22 protein-coding genes are annotated in these 20,753 nt (G+C 51.1%); 2 read left to right on the forward strand and 20 right to left on the reverse strand.

Annotated elements, in window-relative coordinates; genetic code table 11:
• Positions 1-11: 11 nt before the first annotated feature.
• The 6 genes from rplC to rpsL all read right to left on the reverse strand — a co-directional run bounded on the left by rplC (position 12) and on the right by rpsL (position 5,361).
• Positions 12-641, reverse strand: coding sequence for a 50S ribosomal protein L3 (gene rplC / locus G9409_RS02460; RefSeq protein WP_166807252.1), 630 nt, complete (start codon positions 639-641; stop codon positions 12-14).
• 21 nt (positions 642-662) lie between these two features.
• Positions 663-974, reverse strand: coding sequence for a 30S ribosomal protein S10 (gene rpsJ, locus G9409_RS02465; RefSeq protein ID WP_012507117.1), 312 nt, complete (start codon positions 972-974; stop codon positions 663-665).
• A 77-nt stretch (positions 975-1,051) separates the two neighbouring features.
• A complete protein-coding gene (gene tuf, locus G9409_RS02470) occupies positions 1,052-2,233 on the reverse strand; it encodes an elongation factor Tu (protein ID WP_076793004.1) in 1,182 nt (393 codons plus the stop codon).
• Between the two features lie 69 nt (positions 2,234-2,302).
• The gene (gene fusA, locus G9409_RS02475; RefSeq protein ID WP_166807253.1) at positions 2,303-4,417 is read right to left on the reverse strand and encodes an elongation factor G; all 2,115 of its coding nucleotides are present in this window, start codon (positions 4,415-4,417) and stop codon (positions 2,303-2,305) included.
• A gap of 42 nt (positions 4,418-4,459) precedes the next feature.
• Positions 4,460-4,927 carry a 30S ribosomal protein S7 gene (gene rpsG / locus G9409_RS02480; protein WP_166807254.1) on the reverse strand — a complete coding sequence of 156 codons (468 nt, stop codon included), beginning with the start codon at positions 4,925-4,927 and terminating at the stop codon, positions 4,460-4,462.
• Between the two features lie 26 nt (positions 4,928-4,953).
• The gene (rpsL, locus tag G9409_RS02485; RefSeq protein ID WP_076793000.1) at positions 4,954-5,361 is read right to left on the reverse strand and encodes a 30S ribosomal protein S12; all 408 of its coding nucleotides are present in this window, start codon (positions 5,359-5,361) and stop codon (positions 4,954-4,956) included.
• A gap of 431 nt (positions 5,362-5,792) precedes the next feature.
• On the opposite strand from rpsL, the gene G9409_RS02490 reads away from it, so the two are divergent.
• On the forward strand, positions 5,793-6,143 hold the full coding sequence (locus G9409_RS02490; RefSeq protein ID WP_166807255.1) for a helix-turn-helix domain-containing protein: 351 nt from the start codon (positions 5,793-5,795) through the stop codon (positions 6,141-6,143).
• Between the two features lie 11 nt (positions 6,144-6,154).
• Here the strand turns inward: G9409_RS02490 and G9409_RS02495 are convergent, their stop codons facing one another.
• The 9 genes from G9409_RS02495 to obgE all read right to left on the reverse strand — a co-directional run bounded on the left by G9409_RS02495 (position 6,155) and on the right by obgE (position 15,693).
• Positions 6,155-8,551: a hypothetical protein gene (locus G9409_RS02495; protein ID WP_166807256.1), complete on the reverse strand. Its 2,397-nt coding sequence runs from the start codon at positions 8,549-8,551 to the stop codon at positions 6,155-6,157.
• A gap of 4 nt (positions 8,552-8,555) precedes the next feature.
• Entirely contained in the window at positions 8,556-10,049 is a 1,494-nt protein-coding gene (locus G9409_RS02500; RefSeq protein ID WP_166807257.1) for a flippase, read from the reverse strand.
• Positions 10,046-11,212 (reverse strand): glycosyltransferase, encoded by a 1,167-nt coding sequence (locus G9409_RS02505; RefSeq protein WP_166807258.1) that lies wholly within the window; start codon positions 11,210-11,212, stop codon positions 10,046-10,048. Before G9409_RS02505 ends, G9409_RS02500 begins: the two co-directional genes overlap by 4 nt.
• Entirely contained in the window at positions 11,181-11,765 is a 585-nt protein-coding gene (locus G9409_RS02510; protein ID WP_166807259.1) for a class I SAM-dependent methyltransferase, read from the reverse strand. The genes G9409_RS02505 and G9409_RS02510 overlap by 32 nt, the downstream gene beginning before the upstream one ends.
• Positions 11,755-12,624: a glycosyltransferase family 2 protein gene (locus tag G9409_RS02515; protein ID WP_166807456.1), complete on the reverse strand. Its 870-nt coding sequence runs from the start codon at positions 12,622-12,624 to the stop codon at positions 11,755-11,757. Before G9409_RS02515 ends, G9409_RS02510 begins: the two co-directional genes overlap by 11 nt.
• The gene (locus G9409_RS02520; protein ID WP_166807260.1) at positions 12,624-13,769 is read right to left on the reverse strand and encodes a glycosyltransferase family 4 protein; all 1,146 of its coding nucleotides are present in this window, start codon (positions 13,767-13,769) and stop codon (positions 12,624-12,626) included. Before G9409_RS02520 ends, G9409_RS02515 begins: the two co-directional genes overlap by 1 nt.
• Positions 13,770-13,868: 99 nt before the next feature.
• A complete protein-coding gene (locus tag G9409_RS02525) occupies positions 13,869-14,135 on the reverse strand; it encodes an HPr family phosphocarrier protein (RefSeq protein ID WP_006367099.1) in 267 nt (88 codons plus the stop codon).
• Between the two features lie 75 nt (positions 14,136-14,210).
• The gene (locus tag G9409_RS02530; protein WP_166807457.1) at positions 14,211-14,678 is read right to left on the reverse strand and encodes an N-acetyltransferase; all 468 of its coding nucleotides are present in this window, start codon (positions 14,676-14,678) and stop codon (positions 14,211-14,213) included.
• Complete coding sequence (gene obgE / locus G9409_RS02535) at positions 14,665-15,693, reverse strand: GTPase ObgE (RefSeq protein WP_166807261.1); 1,029 nt, start codon at positions 15,691-15,693, stop codon at positions 14,665-14,667. The genes G9409_RS02530 and obgE overlap by 14 nt, the downstream gene beginning before the upstream one ends.
• Before the next feature lie 71 nt (positions 15,694-15,764).
• On the opposite strand from obgE, the gene xseB reads away from it, so the two are divergent.
• Complete coding sequence (xseB, locus tag G9409_RS02540) at positions 15,765-16,022, forward strand: exodeoxyribonuclease VII small subunit (RefSeq protein ID WP_166807262.1); 258 nt, start codon at positions 15,765-15,767, stop codon at positions 16,020-16,022.
• 6 nt (positions 16,023-16,028) lie between these two features.
• Here xseB and gatB read toward each other — a convergent pair whose 3' ends face one another.
• The 5 genes from gatB to G9409_RS02565 form a co-directional block, all read right to left on the reverse strand.
• Positions 16,029-17,456, reverse strand: coding sequence for an Asp-tRNA(Asn)/Glu-tRNA(Gln) amidotransferase subunit GatB (gatB, locus tag G9409_RS02545; RefSeq protein WP_166807263.1), 1,428 nt, complete (start codon positions 17,454-17,456; stop codon positions 16,029-16,031).
• A gap of 71 nt (positions 17,457-17,527) precedes the next feature.
• A complete protein-coding gene (locus G9409_RS02550) occupies positions 17,528-18,064 on the reverse strand; it encodes a lipid-binding SYLF domain-containing protein (protein ID WP_166807264.1) in 537 nt (178 codons plus the stop codon).
• A 404-nt stretch (positions 18,065-18,468) separates the two neighbouring features.
• Complete coding sequence (locus G9409_RS02555) at positions 18,469-18,768, reverse strand: GIY-YIG nuclease family protein (protein ID WP_166807265.1); 300 nt, start codon at positions 18,766-18,768, stop codon at positions 18,469-18,471.
• 138 nt (positions 18,769-18,906) lie between these two features.
• Positions 18,907-20,232, reverse strand: a complete 1,326-nt coding sequence (locus tag G9409_RS02560) for a Clp protease N-terminal domain-containing protein (RefSeq protein WP_006367107.1) — start codon at positions 20,230-20,232, stop codon at positions 18,907-18,909.
• 185 nt (positions 20,233-20,417) lie between these two features.
• Entirely contained in the window at positions 20,418-20,720 is a 303-nt protein-coding gene (locus G9409_RS02565) for a hypothetical protein (protein WP_040433686.1), read from the reverse strand.
• Positions 20,721-20,753 lie beyond the last annotated feature (33 nt).

The following is a 20,753-nucleotide window of genomic DNA, read 5'->3' on the forward strand; positions in this document are numbered from 1 at the left end:
GCATTCAGCATTTACTTTTTTATAGAAACAATCTTGACATAGGAGTTTCTTGGTCCGGGAACAGATCCCTTGATGACGATAAGATTGGACTCAGGGAGAATCTTTACAATCTCAAGATTCTTAACTGTGATATTGTCCGATCCCATTCGTCCGGCCATTCTGGTACCCTTGAAAACCCTTGATGGATCAGATGAACCACCAACAGAACCCGGTGCCCTCAGCCTGTCTGACTGACCATGGGTTCTTGAACCACCGCCAAAGTTATGGCGCTTGACAACGCCGGCAAATCCCTTGCCTTTTGAAACGCCGAGAACATTGACCTTCTCGCCTTCCGTAAAGGAATCAACACTGACAGGGCTGCCCAGTTCAAGCTCCTGATTGAGCTCGGTAAAATCAAACTCGGCCAGCTTGTAACCCGGGGTTACACCTGCTTTTTTATAGTGACCCTGCAAAGGCTTGTTGATCTTTTTCTCACTTCTTTCACCGATACCAACCTGATAAGCATCATAGCCATCTGTATCAACACGCTTAACCTGCGTCACAAAGCATGGACCTGCCTCAATAATCGTGCAGGATACAGCTTCGCGTTTATCATTGAATAAACGGGTCATGCCGATTTTCTTTCCAAGAATCGCACCCATATAATTAGCTTTTCTAATTCTTTAAGACTTAATTTCAACATCAACGCCGCTCGGAAGCTCAAGCTTCATCAGCATATCAATGGTTCTGGATGTCGGATTTATAATTTCAATCAACCTCTTGTGAGAGGAGAATGAAAACTGCTCACGCGACTTCTTGTCAACATGTGGCGACCGGTTTACGGTATACACGTGCGATTTTGTGGGCAGCGGTATTGGACCAAAGATGATAGCATCTGTCTGCTTTACCACATCAATAATCCTTAAAGCCCACTTGTCAACCAGACTATGGTCGTAAGATTTGAGCTTGATCCTTATCTTTTGCTGTACAGCCACTTGTCAACCCTGTTTCTATGTTATCAATAAAAAGGGACGGGATTTTCGGCCCCGTCCCGGGACGCCATACAATCTATTTACTCGATAATCTTTGTTACGGAACCTGCACCAACGGTACGACCACCCTCACGGATAGCGAAACGCAGTGCTTCATCCATAGCAATAGGCGCAAGAAGTTCAACCTCAACGGAAAGGTTATCACCAGGCATAACCATCTCGACACCTTCAGGAAGCGTAACCGAACCGGTAACGTCTGTGGTACGGAAGTAGAACTGGGGACGGTATCCGTTGAAGAACGGTGTGTGACGTCCACCCTCTTCTTTTCTCAGAATGTAAACCTCAGCCTTGAACTTGGTGTGCGGCTTGATGGTTCCGGGTTTGGCGATAACCATACCACGCTCAAGCTCAGTCTTGTCAACACCGCGAAGAAGAAGACCTGCGTTATCACCAGCCTGACCTTCATCAAGAAGCTTCTGGAACATTTCGATTCCGGTAACCACTGATTTACGGGTAGGCTTGATTCCAACGATCTCAACCTCTTCGTTGATCTTGATGCGACCTCTCTCGATCCTTCCGGTACCGACAGTACCACGTCCGGAGATAGAGAATACATCCTCAACCGGCATAAGGAAAGGTTTGTCAACGTCGCGGACAGGCTCAGGAATGAACTCGTCAACCGCATCCATAAGCTCCATGATCGATTTTTCAGCTTCAGGATCACCATCAAGTGCCTTGAGAGCTGAACCCTTGATGATCGGAATATCATCGCCGGGGAAGTTATACTCGGTAAGAAGCTCTCTGAGCTCAAGCTCAACAAGCTCGATAAGTTCAGGATCTGCGATGTCAACCTTGTTCAGGAATACAACAAGCGCAGGAACGTTTACCTGACGGGCAAGCAGAATGTGCTCGCGGGTCTGAGGCATAGGACCATCGGTACCGGCTACAACAAGAATCGCGCCGTCCATCTGGGCAGCACCGGTGATCATGTTTTTAATGTAGTCAGCGTGACCAGGACAGTCGATGTGCGCATAGTGACGCTTTTTCGTCTGGTACTCAACGTGTGCGGTTGAGATGGTGATACCACGCTCTCTCTCTTCAGGAGCCTTGTCAATGCTGCCGAAATCGCGCTGCAGTGCAAGACCCTGCTTTGCAAGAACCGAAGTAATTGCTGCAGTCAAGGTTGTTTTGCCATGGTCAACGTGACCAATGGTTCCGATATTGACATGAGGTTTATCCCTTTTGTAGGACTCTTTTGCCATAACTTATCTCCGTGTCGGTTATCTGTTATTGTTTTGTAATAGTTAAAACTGCTTACAGGCAGTGCCTGCTTATTCCGAATCCTTGCTTACCCGCTTCTCCTGCAAAGCCTCCGCAATATTGCGCGGCACTTCGCGATAACAGTCAAATTCCATTGAGTAGTTTGCCCGTCCTTGACTCATCGAACGAAGATCGGTTGAGTAACCGAACATCGCTGAAAGAGGCACCTTGGAATTAACAAACTGCGCTCCGGCTCTCTGACCCATACCTTCAATATGACCACGGCGGCTTGACAAGTCACCCATCACATCTCCGAGATACTCTTCAGGGGTAACAACCTCAACCTTCATGATCGGCTCAAGAAGAACCGGATCAGCTTTTTTGGCTGCGCCCTTGAAACCGATGGAACCGGCAATCTTGAATGCCATTTCCGAAGAGTCAACCTCGTGATATTTTCCATCAAGAAGGGTAACCTTGATATCCTGCATCGCAAACCCGGCAACAACACCGCTCTTCATGGCCTGCTGTACACCGGCATTAACGGCAGGAATATACTCCCTCGGAATAACTCCGCCCTTGATCGCATCGACAAATTCATATCCCTTGCCCTCTTCAAGCGGCTCAACCCGGAGTACAACCAGACCGAACTGACCTTTACCACCGGACTGACGGACAAATTTTCCCTCAAATTCAACAGACTTTCTGATGGTTTCACGGTAGGCAACCTGCGGCTGACCCACATTGGCCTCTACCTTGAACTCACGCTTGAGCCTGTCAACCAGAATCTCAAGATGAAGCTCACCCATACCGGCAATCAGGGTCTGACCAGTCTCATCATCAGTCTTGACCTTGAAGGTTGGATCCTCTTCAGCAAGCTTTGCAAGTGACATGCCAAGCTTGTCATTATCAGCTTTTGTTTTAGGCTCGATAGCAATCTCGATAACCGGCTCAGGAAAAACCATTTTCTCAAGAACCACCGGATTGTTTTCATCGCAGATCGTATCACCGGTTCTGACATCCTTCAAACCGACAGCCGCAGCGATATCGCCAGAGTAAACACAATCTATATCCTCTCTCTTGTTTGAGTGCATCTGAAGGATACGACCAATACGCTCCTTCTTGCCGGTCATGGTGTTCAGTACATAACTGCCCGCCTTAAGGACACCGGAGTAAACACGGAAAAAGGTAAGCTTTCCAACGAAAGGATCAGTAGCAATCTTGAAGGCAAGACCGGCAAACGGCTCTTCGTCCTTCGGTTCTCTGGTTACAGGCTCCTCGGTACGGGGATGGTGACCCTCGACAGCTCCGACATCAACCGGAGATGCAAGATACTCGACTACAGCGTCAAGCATAAACTGAACACCCTTGTTCTTGAATGATGAACCGCAAAGCACCGGAATAATAGTAACCTTCAGCGTAGCCTGACGAAGCACGTTGCGAACTTCCTGCTCCGTAATCTCCTCTCCGTTCAGATACTTCTCAAGGAGAGTATCATCAACCTCGGAAACCGCCTCAAGCATATTGATGCGCCATGTCCTTGCTTCATTCTGCAGGTCATGGGGAATTTCAACCTCATTGTAGGTACTGCCGTCTTCCTTGTCATAGATAATACCCTTCATTCTGATCAGATCGACAAAACCGGCAAATATCTCGCCTTCGCCGATAGGAATCTGAAGCGGAACAGGGTTTGCTCCAAGCCTCTCCCTGATCGCCTTGACGGTATCAAAGAAGTTGGCTCCGGTCCTGTCCATCTTGTTGACATAGGCAATCCTCGGAACACCGTACTTGTTCGCCTGGCGCCAGACCGTCTCGGACTGGGGCTCAACACCGCCGACTGCACAGAAAAGTGCAACCGCGCCATCAAGCACACGCAGGGAACGCTCAACCTCAACCGTGAAGTCAACGTGTCCGGGAGTATCGATAATATTGATTCTGTGATTGATGCCGGAATAGTTACCGAACTTCGGCACCCAGAAACAGGTTGTTGCAGCGGAAGTAATCGTAATACCACGCTCCTTCTCCTGCTCCATCCAGTCCATCGTCGCACCACCGTCGTGCACTTCACCCATCCTGTGCAGACGACCGGTATAGTAGAGTATCCTCTCTGTCGTCGTTGTCTTTCCAGCATCAATGTGAGCCATGATGCCGATATTGCGAACTTTATCTAAATCAACCAGCCTTGCCATAACAAATTATTAGCCTTTTATTCAACACTTTCAAAAAACATATTAGAACCTGAAATGCGCAAACGCCTTGTTTGCATCAGCCATACGATGAACCTCATCACGCTTTTTCACCGATGCACCCTGCTCGTTGGCAGCATCCATCAATTCGGCAGCAAGTTTCTCAGCCATGGATTTACCTCCACGCTTTGCCGCATAGAGCTTCAACCAGCGGAATGCAAGCGCACCTCTCCGGGAAGCCTTGACCTCCATCGGAATCTGATAAGTCGCGCCACCAACCCTCTTGCTGCGAACCTCAACAACCGGAGCAATGTGTGACATCGCCTTGCGGTAAACCTCCAGAGGATCCTCACCACTCATCTTCTCGGCAATGATACCAAACGCATCATAAACAATCTTCGTAGCGACAGCCTTTTTGCCATCAAGCATTACCGCATTAATGAAACGGGCAACACTCTCATCGCCGTAGCGAAAATCGACACCGATTCTTTTATAGCCACCTTTTTTTGACATGCTCTTCTCTGAATTTATGATTCGACTTATCTGCCTTTACCCTTGACAGGAGCGGCTGCACCAGCCTTGGGCTGTTTGGCTCCATACTTCGACCGACTCTGCTTGCGATCAGCAACACCGGACGTATCCAGCGAACCACGCACGATGTGATAACGTACACCAGGAAGATCCTTCACCCTGCCGCCACGAATCAAAACAATTGAATGCTCCTGCAGGTTATGACCTTCGCCAGGAATATAGGCTGTAACCTCAATCTTGTTGGACAACCTGACACGCGCAACCTTGCGCAGTGCAGAGTTAGGCTTTTTAGGAGTGGTCGTGTAAACACGCGTACATACACCACGCTTCTGCGGGCATTTCTCAAGCGCCGGTGACGCTGTTTTTGACGCTTTTACACTTCTTCCGAGCCTGATGAGCTGCTGAATCGTCGGCATACTAAAACTCTCTTTCTATTTAAAAACCTATGATTACGAAAAACGCAATACACTAAAAATCCATAAGGACAGACAATGTAAGCGAATTATGAAAAAAAACAAAACCTAATTCAACATTTTTCAACTCTTGAAATAATAATCAACACGGCCTTATCTCCACTCGCTTCAAACAGCAAAAATGCCCGTAGTTACAGGGCTTTCAGCCCTCCACGAAGCGTTCCGGAAATGCACTTGATTTGTATGAAACATATCAAAGGAATAGGCAAAAAGGGGGGCAATCGTCAAAAAAAATGCAGTGCAAAATAGTGATTTCTGCCTGCATATAATGAATGTATTTCGGATTTAATATGCAGTCTATTGCATCAAAAGAATCATATAACGGTAATGATATTTTACAAATGATCGTTATTATGTAAATAATTATTATCGTTATGAAAAACAGTGAGTCACCTATATATCCTGCTTCGCAAAAAGAGCTGACCGCTCTCGGAGAACGCATCAGGGATGCACGGCTCCGTCGCCGACTCTCCATGGAGGCCGTCTGCCTCAAGGCTGACATGTCACGACCAACGCTCTATAAAATCGAGAATGGCGACCCTTCGGTTGCTATAGGCTTCTATGTTGAGGTGCTTCGTGAACTTGGGCTGCTCGAAGATTTGTCGCTGATCGCCAAAGAGGATGCTCCCGGCCGCCGCCTTCAGGATGAATCGCTTCCCCGTCGAAGAAGAGCGCCACGAACAAAGCCGCAGACCGGAGAACGTGATGGCGAAACGTTAAAATGAAAACGTATCGGTCATATCGGTGTTTCTCCCCCCTTCTGCCGTAAACGACCGATGAATACCCCTCCCGCAACCATCAACAGCGCAACGAAAAATGCAGCAAACGAGATACGCCGGGCGGTTTCGAACAAACTTCTATCGTAATAGAATAACACCTCCCTGCTGCCCGCAGGAACCTTGACACCACGCAGGAGCCCGTTCACCCTGACCATTTCGGCAGGTTTGCCGTCAACCGTCACCTTCCAGCGAAGGGGATAGTAGATCTCGCTCACTACCAGAAAAGCGTCTCCGGGTACAGAAACCTTCAGGCGCATCGATTCGGATCCCCGCTGCATCGATAGTACTGTTGCCGCAGCAAAGGTTCTGGTTCCGCTCCAAAGTGATCCATCGACAAAAGCCTCGCCCTGAGGAGCCGCGTCATCAAGCAGTCGCAGAAAGAGCTCGTCGCTATCCCGCACACCGGTAACCCGCTCTGCAAACCGGACCCGTGGAAGTGTGGCCTGCAAACGATAGATCGTTACCGGTACCGGGCCGCCTGCCAGTTGCAGGGTGCCGGTTTTAACCGGCTCAAGGGCTGGGTGGCTGAGCGTGACAGGAGTGACAATGTAGCCGACGTTAAGCATCCTGAGAACGTTGATGCTTGAGAGGTTCTCAGTTTTTGCAAGAAACTCCTCGTAAATTTTAAGTTTGGCGGGGTGGTAACCACCGACTGACTCGATACCGGAAAGGGCAAACTTGTTCTCGGTGAAGAGCGGCCCGGCGGGGTAGATTCTGAACTCCCCTTTCTGTGCTGCCAGGTATCGGGTGATGTCGTCAGGCTGAAAGGCCTGCGCCACCATGCGGCTCTCCGCAAAAACCGGCGAGCGCAGGGAGCTGTCAGATGGATAGATAATCTGTATGTCAATCCAGAGCAGATCAAGCAGCGCCAGAAGAAAGAAGAGCAACCCCGTCATTTTGTGGGAGAGCTTCCCCTTGATGCCGAGCCAGAGCACACCCGTAAAAAGCAGGAGGGTGAAAAGCGCGATCAGAAGGCTTCCTTTCAGATGCTCCCAGCGCACCTTGTTGATCATAAAGGAGAGATCAAAACTCTCGACCGAAGGATCAGGAAAGAGTGAGCGGAAAAAACTCTCTATCGGCGACTGGAATGCAAGCAAGAGCAGCAGAAAAACCGCCATGAAAAGCGCTCCGATCCGGATCGGTTTCAGCAGCCGTTCGGTTGAGCGCTGCAAGAGATCGTTCACTCCGATTGCCGCAAGAGAGGCGATGATCAGGTAGAGCATGATGAGCGCCATGGAGGGCACCCTGAATCGACTGAAAAGCGGCGCAAAATGGTAGAAAAGATCGAACACCGGGCTGAAAAACCTGCCGAAGGAGAGCAGCAGGGCAAGCAGTGCGCCTGCACTGAAAAACCATATCATCGGCTCTTTTCGCCTACGGTATGCGCCTGCAACCGCAAGCAGCAGTACCACAATTCCGGCATAATTGGGAAAATCGGTGAACGGCATAAAGCCCCAGTAGGTCACTCCGCCGAATCCGAAAAAACCCGGCGCGAGAAAAGTAAGCAGCTCCAGAGGGTGCATTGACCAGAGGGTGGCATACTCCCACGACGAAGCCCCTCCCGCTGCGGCCATTCCTCTCACTGAATACGGAGCATACTCCGAAGCCGGCAGATAAATTGAAGCCGACATGGTAACCCCGCACACGAGCGCGGCAATCAAAAGCAATATCCGACCGTATGGAAAGCCGTTATGGCTACTCTCACGTTGCAATGAATCGCGACAGAAAACAAGGAGAACAGCGGCAAGCAGCAGTGCAAGCATCCATGAGTACCAGGCAATCTGGACATGTGAGCGCTGCAGCTGAAAACCGGCAATGAGCGCCAGCACTCCTGCATCGGCAAGCCCTCCCCTCTTCATGAGCCGCATAACAGCCCAGAGCATCCACGGCATATAGGCTGCTGTCATAAGCTGGCTGCCGTGACCATGCACCAGCATGGCCGTCATGTAGGGATTCAGCATGAAAAGAGCTCCGCCGAACGGGGCTGCAGGGGTAGTGAGCCCGTACTGGCGGAGAAAAAGATAAACCCCCAAACCTGCAAAGGCAAGATGAAGCAGTTGCAGAACAATCCCGTCCGTATGGAAGAGATTGAACACCATGTTGGGGAAATAGAGGCCGCTGATATAACTGAACGCTTCGACGGTCGGCATCCCGGAAAAGAGCCAGGGCTGCCAGAGCGGGTAGCTTCCGGTTTCGCCCTGCAATTTGTCAAGCGCCAGGGTCGAGGCGTGGGGAATAAGCGAGTCCGGCGCAACAAGCGTGCTGGATTGAAAAACAAGCGGAAAGAAGAGCAGGATCAGAAGAAGGGTATAGATCCCGAAAACCGTGAGCAACGAGAGAATCTTTTTTTTCACTGCGTTATCGCTTTGGCTTTTTGTCAAGAAAGGGCATAAACTTTAAAATAATCGTCCGCTCATCCTCTTCCAACTTCAGAAGCAGCATCGCTGCTGCATAGCTGCCGGAGCAAAGAGCTGCTCCCGCTCCTAACCCGATTAACGGAGGGAGTGCAAGCAACGAGGACCTTGCAGCAAAGAGCAGCAGTGCGGAAAGCAGTGCGGAAACAATGGGCTTCCAGAGCTCTTTTCCGAATGGATGAATGTTCAGAAAGTGATGAACCTCCATGAGCCGGAATGCGGAAAGCAGAAAGAAGACTATCAACGTTGCAAGAGCCGCACCATTGATGCCCATCAAGGGTATCAACAGATAGTTCAGACTAACCTGCAAAACGAACGCGCCAAGAGCATTGAGGAAACTGAGTCGCGAATACCCCGTCATGGCGAGCACCGTTGAAGAGAGACCGAAAGAGACCTGCAGGAACGAAGCAACCGTCAAAAGCAGCAGAACCGTGCTGCCTGGCGCGAAGCGGGGCCCGAACAGCTCAAGCACCGGACCGGGAAGCAGAGTGAAAAGCAGTACCGGCGGTATCACCACAGCGATAATCCAGCGCGTCACCATCCTGTAGATCCGCTCTATCTCCACACGCTCTCTTCCGGCGTGCAGCTCGGCAATCATCGGTGCGGCAATTCCTGAAAAAGCAAGCAGCACCGCTCTGATGAGACCTGCGGTTCTGGCGGCAGGATGATAGATACCGACCGTTGCTGTATCGGTAAACATGCCAAGCATAACAACATCAAGCCAGTGCGTCATCATGCTCAACAGCGAAACCCCCATAAACGGCAGCGCATAGGCAAGCATGGGGCGATCACTCCGGGCACGCAGAATATCCGGGGTAACAACACCGGTGATTCTTTCGAGCGTTGGCCGGATCCAGAAAAAGGCGCCGGCGGAAGCAAGGGCAAAGGGAAAGAGCAGCGCTTCATCATGGCCCGCCGTAGAGCGAAAGAGGATGGTCAACAGCAGCAGGAGCAATGGGGCGACAACCTGGGTTGCAATAATTTTCGGATGCAGCTTCTGGAATCCCTGGGTGGCATGGCCGTAAAGCTGTGTTGCGGCATTGAAGGGGATGGCTGCCGCATAGCAGCAGATAACGAGCTGGAGTAGCCTGCTGCCGTTAAAAAGTGAAGCAATCGCTCCTGAAAAAAGCAAAAGGAGGAGTGCAACGGCAATGGAAAGAACAAGACTTGTTTTCAGGGCAGAAGCGATAACAGCCTTCTGTCGCAAAGGATCACGCTGATACAGATTGACAAAACGCAGGAGAGCCGAGTCAAGACCGGCAACGGCAAGCACTTCTGCTATCTGGATAACGGCAATGGCAATCGCATAGGTACCCAGAGCCTCGGCACCGAGTGCTCTTGCAACAAGCAGGTTGAAGGCGAACCTTGATGCCTGGCCGAAAAGAAATCCTCCAAAAGAGATTCCTGCCTGGCCGGCTATGACCCTGTTTCGTCTCAAGAGTTCAGCTCCCGATACCGCTTCAGCAGCTCCTGCTCCATGGTTGCCGCAAGAGCATCCCAGCTGTGCCTGCGGGCAAAGTTCTGGCGCGCCTCACGCCGCCGGTCAGCCAGCGCTTCCGGCACCATGCGGACAAACGCATCCCTGGTATCGGCAACATGCACCACCTCCCGCGCTTGATCAACAGCACTGCAGTAGTTCATTGAAAGCACAGGCACGCCCGCTGCGGTATACTCATAAAGCTTGTTGGGATGGGAGACCTCCTTGAGCCGGTTACTCAGCAGCGGCATCAAGGCAAGATCAAAATGCTGTACCCATGCCGGCAGCTCACCGTAATCAATGCGACCGAAATAGTGCACATTGGAAAGGGTATTGATCCGCTCCTGCCTTTTCCACCAGTTCTGCTCATAGGCAGGACCAAGCAGCACCAGAGAATACTCCGGCCATGCTTTTGCCATCTCCTCAACAAGGGTGGTATCAAGCCAGTCCATCGCTCCGGCATAGCCGAGAACCGGTCTCTTGATCAGGGCAAGCTCTTTGGGTATGTTACGCTGCGGATCGGCGAAATGGCTGAACTCGACACCATTGCCAAGCTCAACAGTGCGTACGCCGGATGGAACCGCCAACCGGGCGGTCAGCTCCGGGGAGACACTAAAGAGCAGATCTATCCCCGAGAGCCAGGCATCAAGATATCCCTTCAGCCAGGAAGGGGTAGCCGGAAAGGCCAGATGATCATCATTGGCGTCATAAAAACGGAACCGGCAGGAGAGACGTGAGGCGACTCTTCCCCAGTAGATATTGGATAGACCGATGATGCGTTCCGCAGAAGAGAATCCCAGAATCGCCACCCACCAGAGCATCAGGAGTATACCCGGCAGAGAGAGCAGTGTCCGCAGCAGCGGAAAATCAAGAATACGCCCGAAACTGAACGGAACAGTTTTCAGAAAAGGGACTGTGACAACCCAGACCAACCCTCTTCTGACCGGCAGCCAGTGATGGCTGCGCCCGAGCGCAAACGGCTCAATAAAAAGAATCCGCCACCGATCCGAAAAGCGTCCGAGCATACGCTGCTTTCGGGTCGAAAGAAAGTCCCACTGTATTTCGGAAAACCAGACAAGCCTGAGGGGAGCGTCAGCGGTGTTCCTCTGAAACGGAAAGTTCATAAATCTGCACCTTTTCATACCATGCCCGCAACAGCGGCTTGAATCCTGTAAGATAAAACAACGGGTGACGGATACGAAACTCGCCGCTGCGTTCCACCCGGAACCCTGCCCGTCTGAAAAGCGAGAGCGCCTCGTCACGGCTCATCTCGTGAAAATGGTCGGCGCTTTTCAGTGATGCCGGCTTCGCTATCGGCATCGACACAAAAAGCCGGCCACCCGCTCCATGAAGTATCTTGCGGACTTCGAGCAGCAGATGAAGCGGATTGTAGAGATGCTCCAGCACCTCAAAAGCAGTTACCACTGCATACGAACCCGAAAGAGGCTCAACATCAAGATCAATTGTTGTGCTCTCGAAAGAACACCCGAACAGTTGCTCCAGCGAAGCCGTGAGTGGTGTCCGGTCACCCAGATCGAGCCCGGACAACGCGGCGGCGGTCAAGAGCCGGGAAGAGCTTGAACGACCGGCAAATTCGATTGTTTTCTGCCACCGAACCCTGTGAGCAGGTTCGCTGAGATACTCCTCACTCACCGGCGTTCTGAACTTATCCTTCATGGCCGCTCTTTATCCGGGTTGACTTGGCGAAAGCTCGCTCAAGCAGTGCTGAGGCCGAGCTGACGGCAAGGCGAAAAGGCAGAAGCAACAGAAAGAGGAGCACTCCTCCCCATGCCCTGTGCTTGATGAAAAGACGAAGTGAAGCGGCACTCTTTTTCGCCAGTTTTTTGAACGGAGTTCCGGAAAGAGAGGCAGAGACCTTATGCCAGACCACTGAACCGGGTTCGTAGCGGACAGTCAACCCCAGAGCTCTCACCCGGAGGGAGAGATCAACATCCTCGGCATACATGCCAAAGTGTTCATCAAAACCCCCGACACGCTCAAAATCCCGGCAGCGCATAGAAAAACAGCACCCCGTAGCATAACCGGTCACTCCGGGACGGTTGAACTCCGGACCATCAGCTTTTCTGATACCGGTGTGGCGGATCAGTCCCGTGGAGAGCCGGACAACACCGCCTGCATACCAAAGCGAATGTGGACGGGCATGATAGAATATTTTCGGAACAGCAATTCCAGCTGAAGGATCACTCCGCAGGGCATGAATCAGCGGAGCTGAAAACCCTCTTTCAACAAGGGTGTCGTTGTTCAGAAACAGTACAAACTCCGCCTGAAGCTCCATAACCCGTCGGAATCCGGCATTATTGCCACCCGCATAACCGAGATTGAGCGGCAGAGAGAGGAGCTCGGTATCAGGAAAAGCCGCCCGGATCCGGGAGAGCGAGTCATCGGTAGATCCGTTATCGACCACAAGCACCATGCATGATGGCGAGAGCTCTCCCGACAGTGAGTGGAGACACTCAATCGTATCCCCGGCTCCGTTCCAGTTCAGAACCACAATGCAGAGTAGAGGGCTCTTCATCACGTTCGGGATGCTTCAGTTTCAAGAAAACGGCCTGCTCCGGCCGCAAAAGCCTCCCAGGAGAACTCCCGGCAATACTCCTCAACAGCCGCATGTATGGCGGGCAGCTCACTCCGGCTGTCGAGAAACTCCCCTATAGCCCCTGCCAGCCCGGCTGATGAGCTTTCACGGGCAATCCAGCCGGTAATACCGTGACGTACCACCTCGGGAAGAGCACCTTCCGGCGTCACAATAACGGGAATACCGCAACCATAGGCCTGCTGAACCACGCCTGACTGGGTTGCGCTTCGGTAGGGGAGCACAACGCACTCTGCGGCGGCAAAGAGCAATGCAGTGCGTTCCTGAGAAACATAACCCGGATAAAGATCAACGCTTTCCGCAAGACCCAGCTCCCGGATCAAACTCCGGTAGCGCTCCGGATCTTCAAAAAACTCACCGGCAACAACCAGCTTGAGAGAGGGTTCACGCTGCAACACCTCCGGCATAGCCCGAAGGAGCAGATCAAGCCCTTTATAGTGACGAACATAGCCGAAAAAAAGCAGCACAGGTGCTGCACCATCGAGTTTCAGTGCACGGCGCGCTTCAGCTCTGGAGGGCATCACTGCCTCAGGCCGATAGAGTGGATGAAAAAGCTGCAACACCCGGGCTCCGGGCACGGTTGCAAGCAACTCCCGAGAAACCGCCGATGAGAGGGTCAGAAAGGCATCGGAGGATGCAGCAAGCAATCGCTGCATAATTGGCTCAATAAAAAAAGATTCATGGGAGGTGAAATTATGAAGCAGCACAACAACCCGGATACCGGTAAGGCGGCGAAGCAGATAACAGAGCGGAGCCAGAAAACCGCTCCAGTATGCTACAAGCAGAAGATCAGGCTTCAGTAGCCGGAGACGATGGATCGTTGCAAGCCAGGTAAAGGGGTTGTAGAGCGTCAGCCGGGCATCTGACCGTGAAGAGGATGGTGCCGGTGCTTCAGCGGCTTCTGCCGAACGCTTAAACAAAAAAGCCGGGTAGAGCTCCCTGTACCCGACAGAAATAACGTCGTAACCAATGGTAGAGAGGGCCTCCCTTAACAGACCGCTGAACCGGGAAATACCTCCCTTCAGAGGGGAAAAGGGAGTGATAAATGCTATCCGGAGTGCTTTCAAGGGTGTTCCCTGACTATGTTCAGTCCATCATGATAAGCCGCCGTGCGGCGCGACAACATCGGGAAATCGCAAAAAAATATACAGCATGCTCTTGCAGAACTACTGCTCTCCAAACCCCTGCTCAAAAAACTCAACCAGTTGACGGGCAGCTTCAGGAGCATCCTCACCATCAAGCTTGAGTGTCAACCGGGTCCCTTTCGGAGCAGCAAGACTCATGACGCCGATAATTGATTTCGCATTGATCTCAACGCCCTGCATTTCGATAAAAAAATCGGATTTAAAGCGGGACGCCAGCTTTACGACTGCGGCAGCGGGTCTGGTATGCAGCCCTGCATTGTTTTTAACGATAACTTCCTGAACTATCACAACTATACTCGACCTGTTTATAATGTTTAGGGGACCACGCAAACCGCTTTCTCTGAGGGTTTCAGCGTTGCTCTTTCAGAGTTTTTTCACCATAGCAATCTCATCGCAAGCCATCAGCTTCGGACAATGAGTACAATCCCTCCATATTTTCTGGGGAAAATACTCTTTTCTGATCTCACTGTAGCCGATGCGACCGAAAAAATTACGGTTCAGGGTCAGAACAAAAACCTCTGTAACGCCTTCCTCGCGCAAAACCGTCTCGGCCTTTTCAACAAGCAAGCGGCCTATCCCCTTCATGGTAAACCGGTTAAAAACAGCAAGCGAGCGGATTTCTGCCAGCTTCTGGGTGTAGAATGCAATGGCACAGCACCCTATCACCTCACCATTGTACTCGGCGACAAAAAAATTACGGATATTTTCGATAATATTCTCATCAGAACGCTCAAGCATAATACCCTTGCGGGCATACTCCGCCGTAATGGCGGAAATTGCCCCGGCATCAGCCAGGCGCGCATACCTGACAAAGAGTTCAGCCTGCTGCATCGTTACCGAGACCCTCTTCTGACGGTTCAGCACTCCTCTCCCGTGCAGAGACCTCTTTCCAGAGCTCATCCTTGAGCTCCTTGAGGCCGTGGCCGGAAACGCTTGAGATCGGAAGCACCTTTACACCCTCTTCAAGCAGCGGAATTTCAAGATCTTCCGATGCGATATCCATTTTGGTAATAACCGCGATCCTCGGTTTGTTGAGCAACCCCTCATCAAATTTTTCAAGCTCTCCAAGCAGTGTCTTGTACTCCGCTGAAATATCGGGTGAATCAGCCGAAACGAGAACAGCAAGTATTTTGGTCCGTTCAATATGACGCAGAAACTGGAGACCGAGTCCCCTTCCCTCTGATGCTCCTTCAATAATTCCCGGAATATCAGCCATCACAAATGACTTGTACTCCTCATAACGCACAATACCGAGATTCGGCACCAGTGTTGTAAAAGGATAATCGGCAATTTTCGGTTTCGCGGCGCTTATCACTGAAATCAGGGTAGACTTTCCGGCATTGGGAAATCCAACCAGACCGACATCGGCCATCAACTTCAGCTCCAGATCAAGCACCAGAGCCTCTCCTTTCTGACCCGGCTCGGCAAAACGGGGTGCCTGACGGGTCGGGGTGGCAAAATGCTGGTTGCCTTTTCCGCCCTTGCCCCCTCTGGCAATCAGAAACTCCTGCTCCTCGCCGGTCAGATCGGCAATCACCTCCTGGGTTTCGGCGTTCCGCACAAGCGTTCCGCACGGTACCTGAATAACAATGTCAGCTCCATCCCTGCCGGTTTTCCGGGCACCCTGCCCATGGACGCCACGATCAGCTATATACTTTTTCTTGTACTTGAAATCGAGCAGTGTGGTGAGCTGCCTGTTTGTTTTCAACCATACATGACCGCCACGACCACCGTCACCGCCATCGGGACCACCCTTTGGCACAAATTTCTCCCTGCGAAAACTCACACAGCCGTTGCCACCGTCTCCAGCGGCAATAACAATGGAGGCACTATCTACAAACTTCACTTACACTCCTGAATTTGAATAATCTTTCACATTACCTATTTTCATCATCAACATCTAAACATCACATACCTATGGCTGCTGCACATTCCGGAAAACCCGCTATCGAAGAGCTGATCTCGCGGCTTGAGGAAATAACCCGGAATATCGAAAATCCCGATTCCGGCCTTGAAAGCTCCATCTCGCTCTACGAGGAGGGACTTGCCATTGCCGGACAATGCAAAAAAAGGCTACAGGAGGCAAGAAAAAAAATCGAGGTTATCAATCCTGATCTTGCCAAAACCTGGCCCGAAACAACCCGCATCAAAGACCTGTTCGACGGCGAGTCCTGAAAACGCTCACCCTTCGAGCTTTTTCAGCAGCACCTCATTGACCATCTGGGGATTAGCTTTGCCTTTCATCCTGCTCATGCACTGCCCGACAAAAAATCCGAGCAGCTTGGTCTTTCCCTCGCGATAGGCGGCAAGCTGACCGGGGTTGGCATCAAGAATCTCCTGGACAACCGCTTCGATTGCCCCTGAATCCGAGACCTGCGCAAGCCCTTCACGTTCAACAATCTCCAAAGAAGAGAGTCCATTCTGCTGCATCAGCTCAAACACCTGTTTGGCAATCGTGTTACTGATGGTACCCTTGCCAATAAGCGCGATAAGCCCACCAAGCCGTTCGGAAGAGATGGCAAACTCGGAAATATCCAGATACTTCTCCTTAAGGGTTCGCAGCACCTCGCCCATCACCCAGTTTGAGGATGCCTTGCCGTCTCCCGACACCCTGACCGTCTCTTCATAATAGTCAGCCACCTCCCGCTCAACGGTCAGCACGGCGGCATCATAAGCCGGAATGGCATACTCCGTTACAAAACGGGCAGCACGAACCTCGGGAAACTCCGGAAGCTCGCTCTTCATCCGGTCAAGCAGCTCCTGGTCAACCAACACCGGAACCAGATCAGGATCAGGAAAATAACGGTAGTCATGGGCAAACTCCTTGCCCCTCATCGAACGGGTTTCGCCCTTGTCGGCATCCCAGAGGCGGGTCTCCTGCACAATAACACCGCCGCCATCGAGAATCTCCCGGTGGCGTTCAGCCTCGTACTCGATAGCCTTTTCTACATTCTTGAAGGAGTTCATATTCTTGATCTCGGTACGGGTGCCATACTCCGTTGCACCCAGAGGGCGAAGGGACACATTGGCATCGCAACGAAGGCTTCCCTCCTCCATATTGCCATCCGAAATGCCGAGATACTTGACAATCTGCCGGATTATCTGAAGATAGGCCGAAGCCTCCCTCGGAGTGCGCATATCCGGATAGCTGACGATTTCAAGCAGCGGAACTCCGCTCCGGTTGAGATCGATGTAGGTATCGTCTCCGATATCATGAATCGACTTGCCGGCATCCTCCTCAATATGAATTCTTATCAGCCTGATATCCTTGCGCCCTTCACCGGCATCAATCTGAACACTCCCCTCACTGCAGATCGGCTCCTCAAACTGCGAAATCTGGTACCCTTTCGGCAGATCGGGATAAAAATAGTTTTTCCGGGCAAGCACGGAGTGAGGTGCAATCGTGCATCCCGTTGCAATTCCGAGCTTCACGGCATCTTCAACCACCTGACGGTTAAGTACCGGAAGAGCACCCGGCAAAGCCAGACAGACCGGGCAGACATTGGTGTTTGCCGGTTTCCCGAACTTTGCTGAACAGCCGCAAAATGCCTTGCTCTCTGTGTTGAGCTGACAATGGACCTCAAGGCCCACCACTAATTCATACTTCATTGCAACAATTAACGTTAATGAACAACGCCGGTAAAAAAGCCGGGCGATCATTCTCTCTTATAAAAACCTCGTCAGTAGGACTGATAGGAAAATTTCTGCCCGCCTACGGTCGCTTCCGCCATTACTCCGGCCTTTGGAAGGACAAAAACCGCTACGCCATTTGAAAAATCAGTATTGGTAGCCATGCCCGTAGAGACAATAATTGCGGCAACCTGGGCATTCATCTCATAATTACCTTTTTTAAAACTCTCCAGATCCTCCTTCCCCTTGAAAAAAATAATCTCTGAAAAGGACTGGCCTCCAAGCTGCGGCCCTACATTGATCTGGGTAATGGTTGAATTTCCTACAAGATTGTTCTGCTCATAGACATATCCCTTTCCATGCCCGCCTCCTAACATGAAAAGCCCCCCTTTGAAGACATCCGGAAAAACCGCATATCCGTAGGCCTGCTCAAAAAAACGATTCAATGCAGGAGCATTTTTCCGGAAATAGTCAACCGACTCTTTCGCCTTCTCCGCATTCGCCGGATCCCACCCTGCCTCAGCCGTCGAAACAAGCGTACCCGCGAGCATAAAAGCCAGAGCAAAAACCTTTATCAACTTCATCATGGCTGTACAGTTTTCATATTTAATAAAATCAAACAGTAGAAATCTTTACAATGACGTACAATTCTGCAATGTACGATTTTCACCCCAATAAATCACCTACCAGGAAAACACACCCTATGGTGTCATGCATCCCCTGCCCAAAGTGTCATTCCGAACGCAGTGAGGAATCCCATTCCTTCACGCACAACATAAACAAAGCTCTCCAGGATCAGATCCCTCCTTTCAGTTCGTGATGACAACTCCCTCTGTGTAACTCTGAGACTCCCTCTGTGTCATTCCGGGCGCAGCGAGGAATCCTGACTTATTATTTCAATCTGACGCCAGAATAGATCTCTCCTTGCATCCGAAATGACAAAAAAAAGCACTTTTGTTACCAGCATTATTGTTGGCAACAAAAGTGTTGGCTACCAGACACCATCATGACCGAGATCTTTCCACTCAGGGTTCAGAGTCGCATCCAACAGGTCTTTCTTTTCTCTTCTCCATTTTTTTATCTCTTTTTCTCTGGCTATTGCACTCAGCACATCAGTTGTCTCTTCAAAATAGACCAGTTTATCCACATTATATTTTTTCGTAAAACCATCAATCATCCGGCTCTTGTGTTCACGAACCCTGCGCACCAAATCATTGGTCATGCCGACATACATAACCTTGTTTGTGCGATTGGTAAGGATATAGACGCAATAAGGTCTGTCCCGACTCATGACTGTGTTGGGGTAATTAAGCTCTCAATTCAAAATTCGGCTCGATCTCCCGGATAGATCCCTCTTTTCAGTTCGGGATGACAACCTCCCCCTCTTGTCATTCCGAGCGGAGCGAGGAATCTCATTCCTGCTTGCCAACTATATCCCGCCTGCTTCGAGCTCGCGCTTCAGGGCTTCGCGTTCGATTTCGAGGCGGCGGATTTCGCGGTTTACCCGGTCGAGCTCTTCGGGGCTGCTGTCTATTTCGAGGCGGAGCCTTGAAGATGCCTCATCGATCAGATCGATGGCCTTGTCGGGCAGGAAACGGTCGGAAATATAGCGGTTGGAGAGTTCTGCGGCCGCGACTATAGCTGCATCCTTGATGCGCACACCGTGATGGATCTCATACTTCTCCTTGAGGCCCCGAAGAATGGAGACCGTATCCTCTACGCTCGGCTGATCAACCAGCACGGTCTGAAAGCGGCGCTCAAGTGCGGCATCCTTTTCAATATGCTTGCGGTACTCATCAAGGGTAGTGGCGCCGATACAGCGAAGTTCTCCGCGTGCGAGAGCGGGTTTCAGAATATTGGCCGCATCCATGGAGCCCTCGGCAGAACCCGCGCCGACAAGGAGATGGATCTCATCAATAAAAAGTATAACCTCGCCTTCAGCAGCCTGAACCTCTTTCACGACCGCTTTCAGACGCTCCTCGAACTCTCCGCGAAACTTTGCTCCGGCAACAAGCTGGGCGATATCAAGCGCGGCGATCTGTTTGCTTTTGAGGTTTTCAGGCACATCACCAGCCACAATACGCTGGGCGATGCCCTCGACCAGTGCTGTCTTGCCGACCCCCGGATCACCGATCAGCACCGGGTTGTTCTTGGTACGGCGGCTGAGAATCTGGAGTACCCTGCGGATCTCCTCATCACGGCCGATCACCGGATCAAGCTTGCCCTTTCGGGCCTGGTCGTTGAGGTTGCGGGAATATTTTTTCAAGGAATTATAGCTATCCTCGGCGCTCTGACTGGTAACCCTTTGAGAGCCCCTGATGGTTGTCAGCACCTTGAGAATAGCGTTACGGTTGATGCCTGCGTCCTGAAGCATACGTGAAACATTAAGCGAAGCTTCGCTCATGGCAATCAGCAGATGCTCCGAACTGATATACTCATCCTTCAGATTCTCGGCCTCTTTCAGGGCTACGTCAAACACCTTGCCAAGATTCTGTGAGAGATACTGGCCGGTAGCCGATGCTCCCGTTACCCTCGGAATCCGCTCGATTTCACGGTCAAGTGCCAGAAGAAGATTATCGGAAGAAACTTCGAGTTTCTGCGCAATCTGAACAGCAATACTGCTTTTATCGTCAAGCATGCTGTGAAGCAGATGTTCAGGCTCTATCTGTTGATGCTGGCGACTACCGGCAAGGGTACCCGCAGCCTGTAATGCCTCCTGAGCCTTCAGGGTGAATTTATTGGGATCAAACTGCATGGTTCGAACGGTTATTTTTGTTTACGGTTCATGCGAACTGCTTACTCTATAACAATGTAAAAGCAAAAAAAGTTAATCATGCAACCCCTGTTCGAAGGCTCATAACAAAAAAAAGGCCGCGACACCGTAAGCTGTCGCGACCATCAATAACCATTGTGCTTGCGTTCACCTCTCTTTTCCGACGTTCAGGAGCTGGCAGCACTGCCCTCATCACCCTGTTTCGGAAGATTTTTAATAAAAGCGCCGGCAACGATCCGGATAATCTGAGAACTGGTTGAGAGCAGTTCTGCGCTTTTTTCCTGGATGTGGCGCTGCGTAGCGACCTGATCTTTAAACAAATCCACACTCGCCTTATCATAATTACCTTCGCTGACATAGGCATCAATAACCTCTTCAGCCTGCGAGTAGGGCATGGTTAAAACTTTCAAACCAAGCTTGGCCCGTTCAAGAGGGTCGAGAACTTTCTGACCGGTGTTCTGCTGCTCCATAGACATACCTGTTTTTGTCTGAAAAAACAGTGC

The sequence above is a fragment of the Candidatus Chlorobium masyuteum genome (assembly GCF_011601315.1).
Classification (GTDB): Bacteria; Bacteroidota; Chlorobiia; order Chlorobiales; family Chlorobiaceae; genus Chlorobium; species Chlorobium masyuteum.

Bases quoted from the DNA above. Each gene is read 5' to 3' on its own strand.
- rplC (WP_166807252.1), bottom strand. From the start codon at position 641: ATGGGTGCGATTCTTGGAAAGAAAATCGGCATGACCCGTTTATTCAAT.
- tuf (WP_076793004.1), bottom strand. From the start codon at position 2,233: ATGGCAAAAGAGTCCTACAAAAGGGATAAACCTCATGTCAATATCGGA.
- fusA (WP_166807253.1), bottom strand. From the start codon at position 4,417: ATGGCAAGGCTGGTTGATTTAGATAAAGTTCGCAATATCGGCATCATG.
- rpsG (WP_166807254.1), bottom strand. From the start codon at position 4,927: ATGTCAAAAAAAGGTGGCTATAAAAGAATCGGTGTCGATTTTCGCTAC.
- rpsL (WP_076793000.1), bottom strand. From the start codon at position 5,361: ATGCCGACGATTCAGCAGCTCATCAGGCTCGGAAGAAGTGTAAAAGCG.
- G9409_RS02490 (WP_166807255.1), top strand. From the start codon at position 5,793: ATGAAAAACAGTGAGTCACCTATATATCCTGCTTCGCAAAAAGAGCTG.
- G9409_RS02505 (WP_166807258.1), bottom strand. From the start codon at position 11,212: ATGAACTTTCCGTTTCAGAGGAACACCGCTGACGCTCCCCTCAGGCTT.
- G9409_RS02510 (WP_166807259.1), bottom strand. From the start codon at position 11,765: ATGAAGGATAAGTTCAGAACGCCGGTGAGTGAGGAGTATCTCAGCGAA.
- G9409_RS02515 (WP_166807456.1), bottom strand. From the start codon at position 12,624: ATGAAGAGCCCTCTACTCTGCATTGTGGTTCTGAACTGGAACGGAGCC.
- G9409_RS02530 (WP_166807457.1), bottom strand. From the start codon at position 14,678: ATGCAGCAGGCTGAACTCTTTGTCAGGTATGCGCGCCTGGCTGATGCC.
- xseB (WP_166807262.1), top strand. From the start codon at position 15,765: ATGGCTGCTGCACATTCCGGAAAACCCGCTATCGAAGAGCTGATCTCG.
- gatB (WP_166807263.1), bottom strand. From the start codon at position 17,456: ATGAAGTATGAATTAGTGGTGGGCCTTGAGGTCCATTGTCAGCTCAAC.
- G9409_RS02550 (WP_166807264.1), bottom strand. From the start codon at position 18,064: ATGATGAAGTTGATAAAGGTTTTTGCTCTGGCTTTTATGCTCGCGGGT.
- G9409_RS02555 (WP_166807265.1), bottom strand. From the start codon at position 18,768: ATGAGTCGGGACAGACCTTATTGCGTCTATATCCTTACCAATCGCACA.
- G9409_RS02560 (WP_006367107.1), bottom strand. From the start codon at position 20,232: ATGCAGTTTGATCCCAATAAATTCACCCTGAAGGCTCAGGAGGCATTA.
- G9409_RS02565 (WP_040433686.1), bottom strand. From the start codon at position 20,720: ATGGAGCAGCAGAACACCGGTCAGAAAGTTCTCGACCCTCTTGAACGG.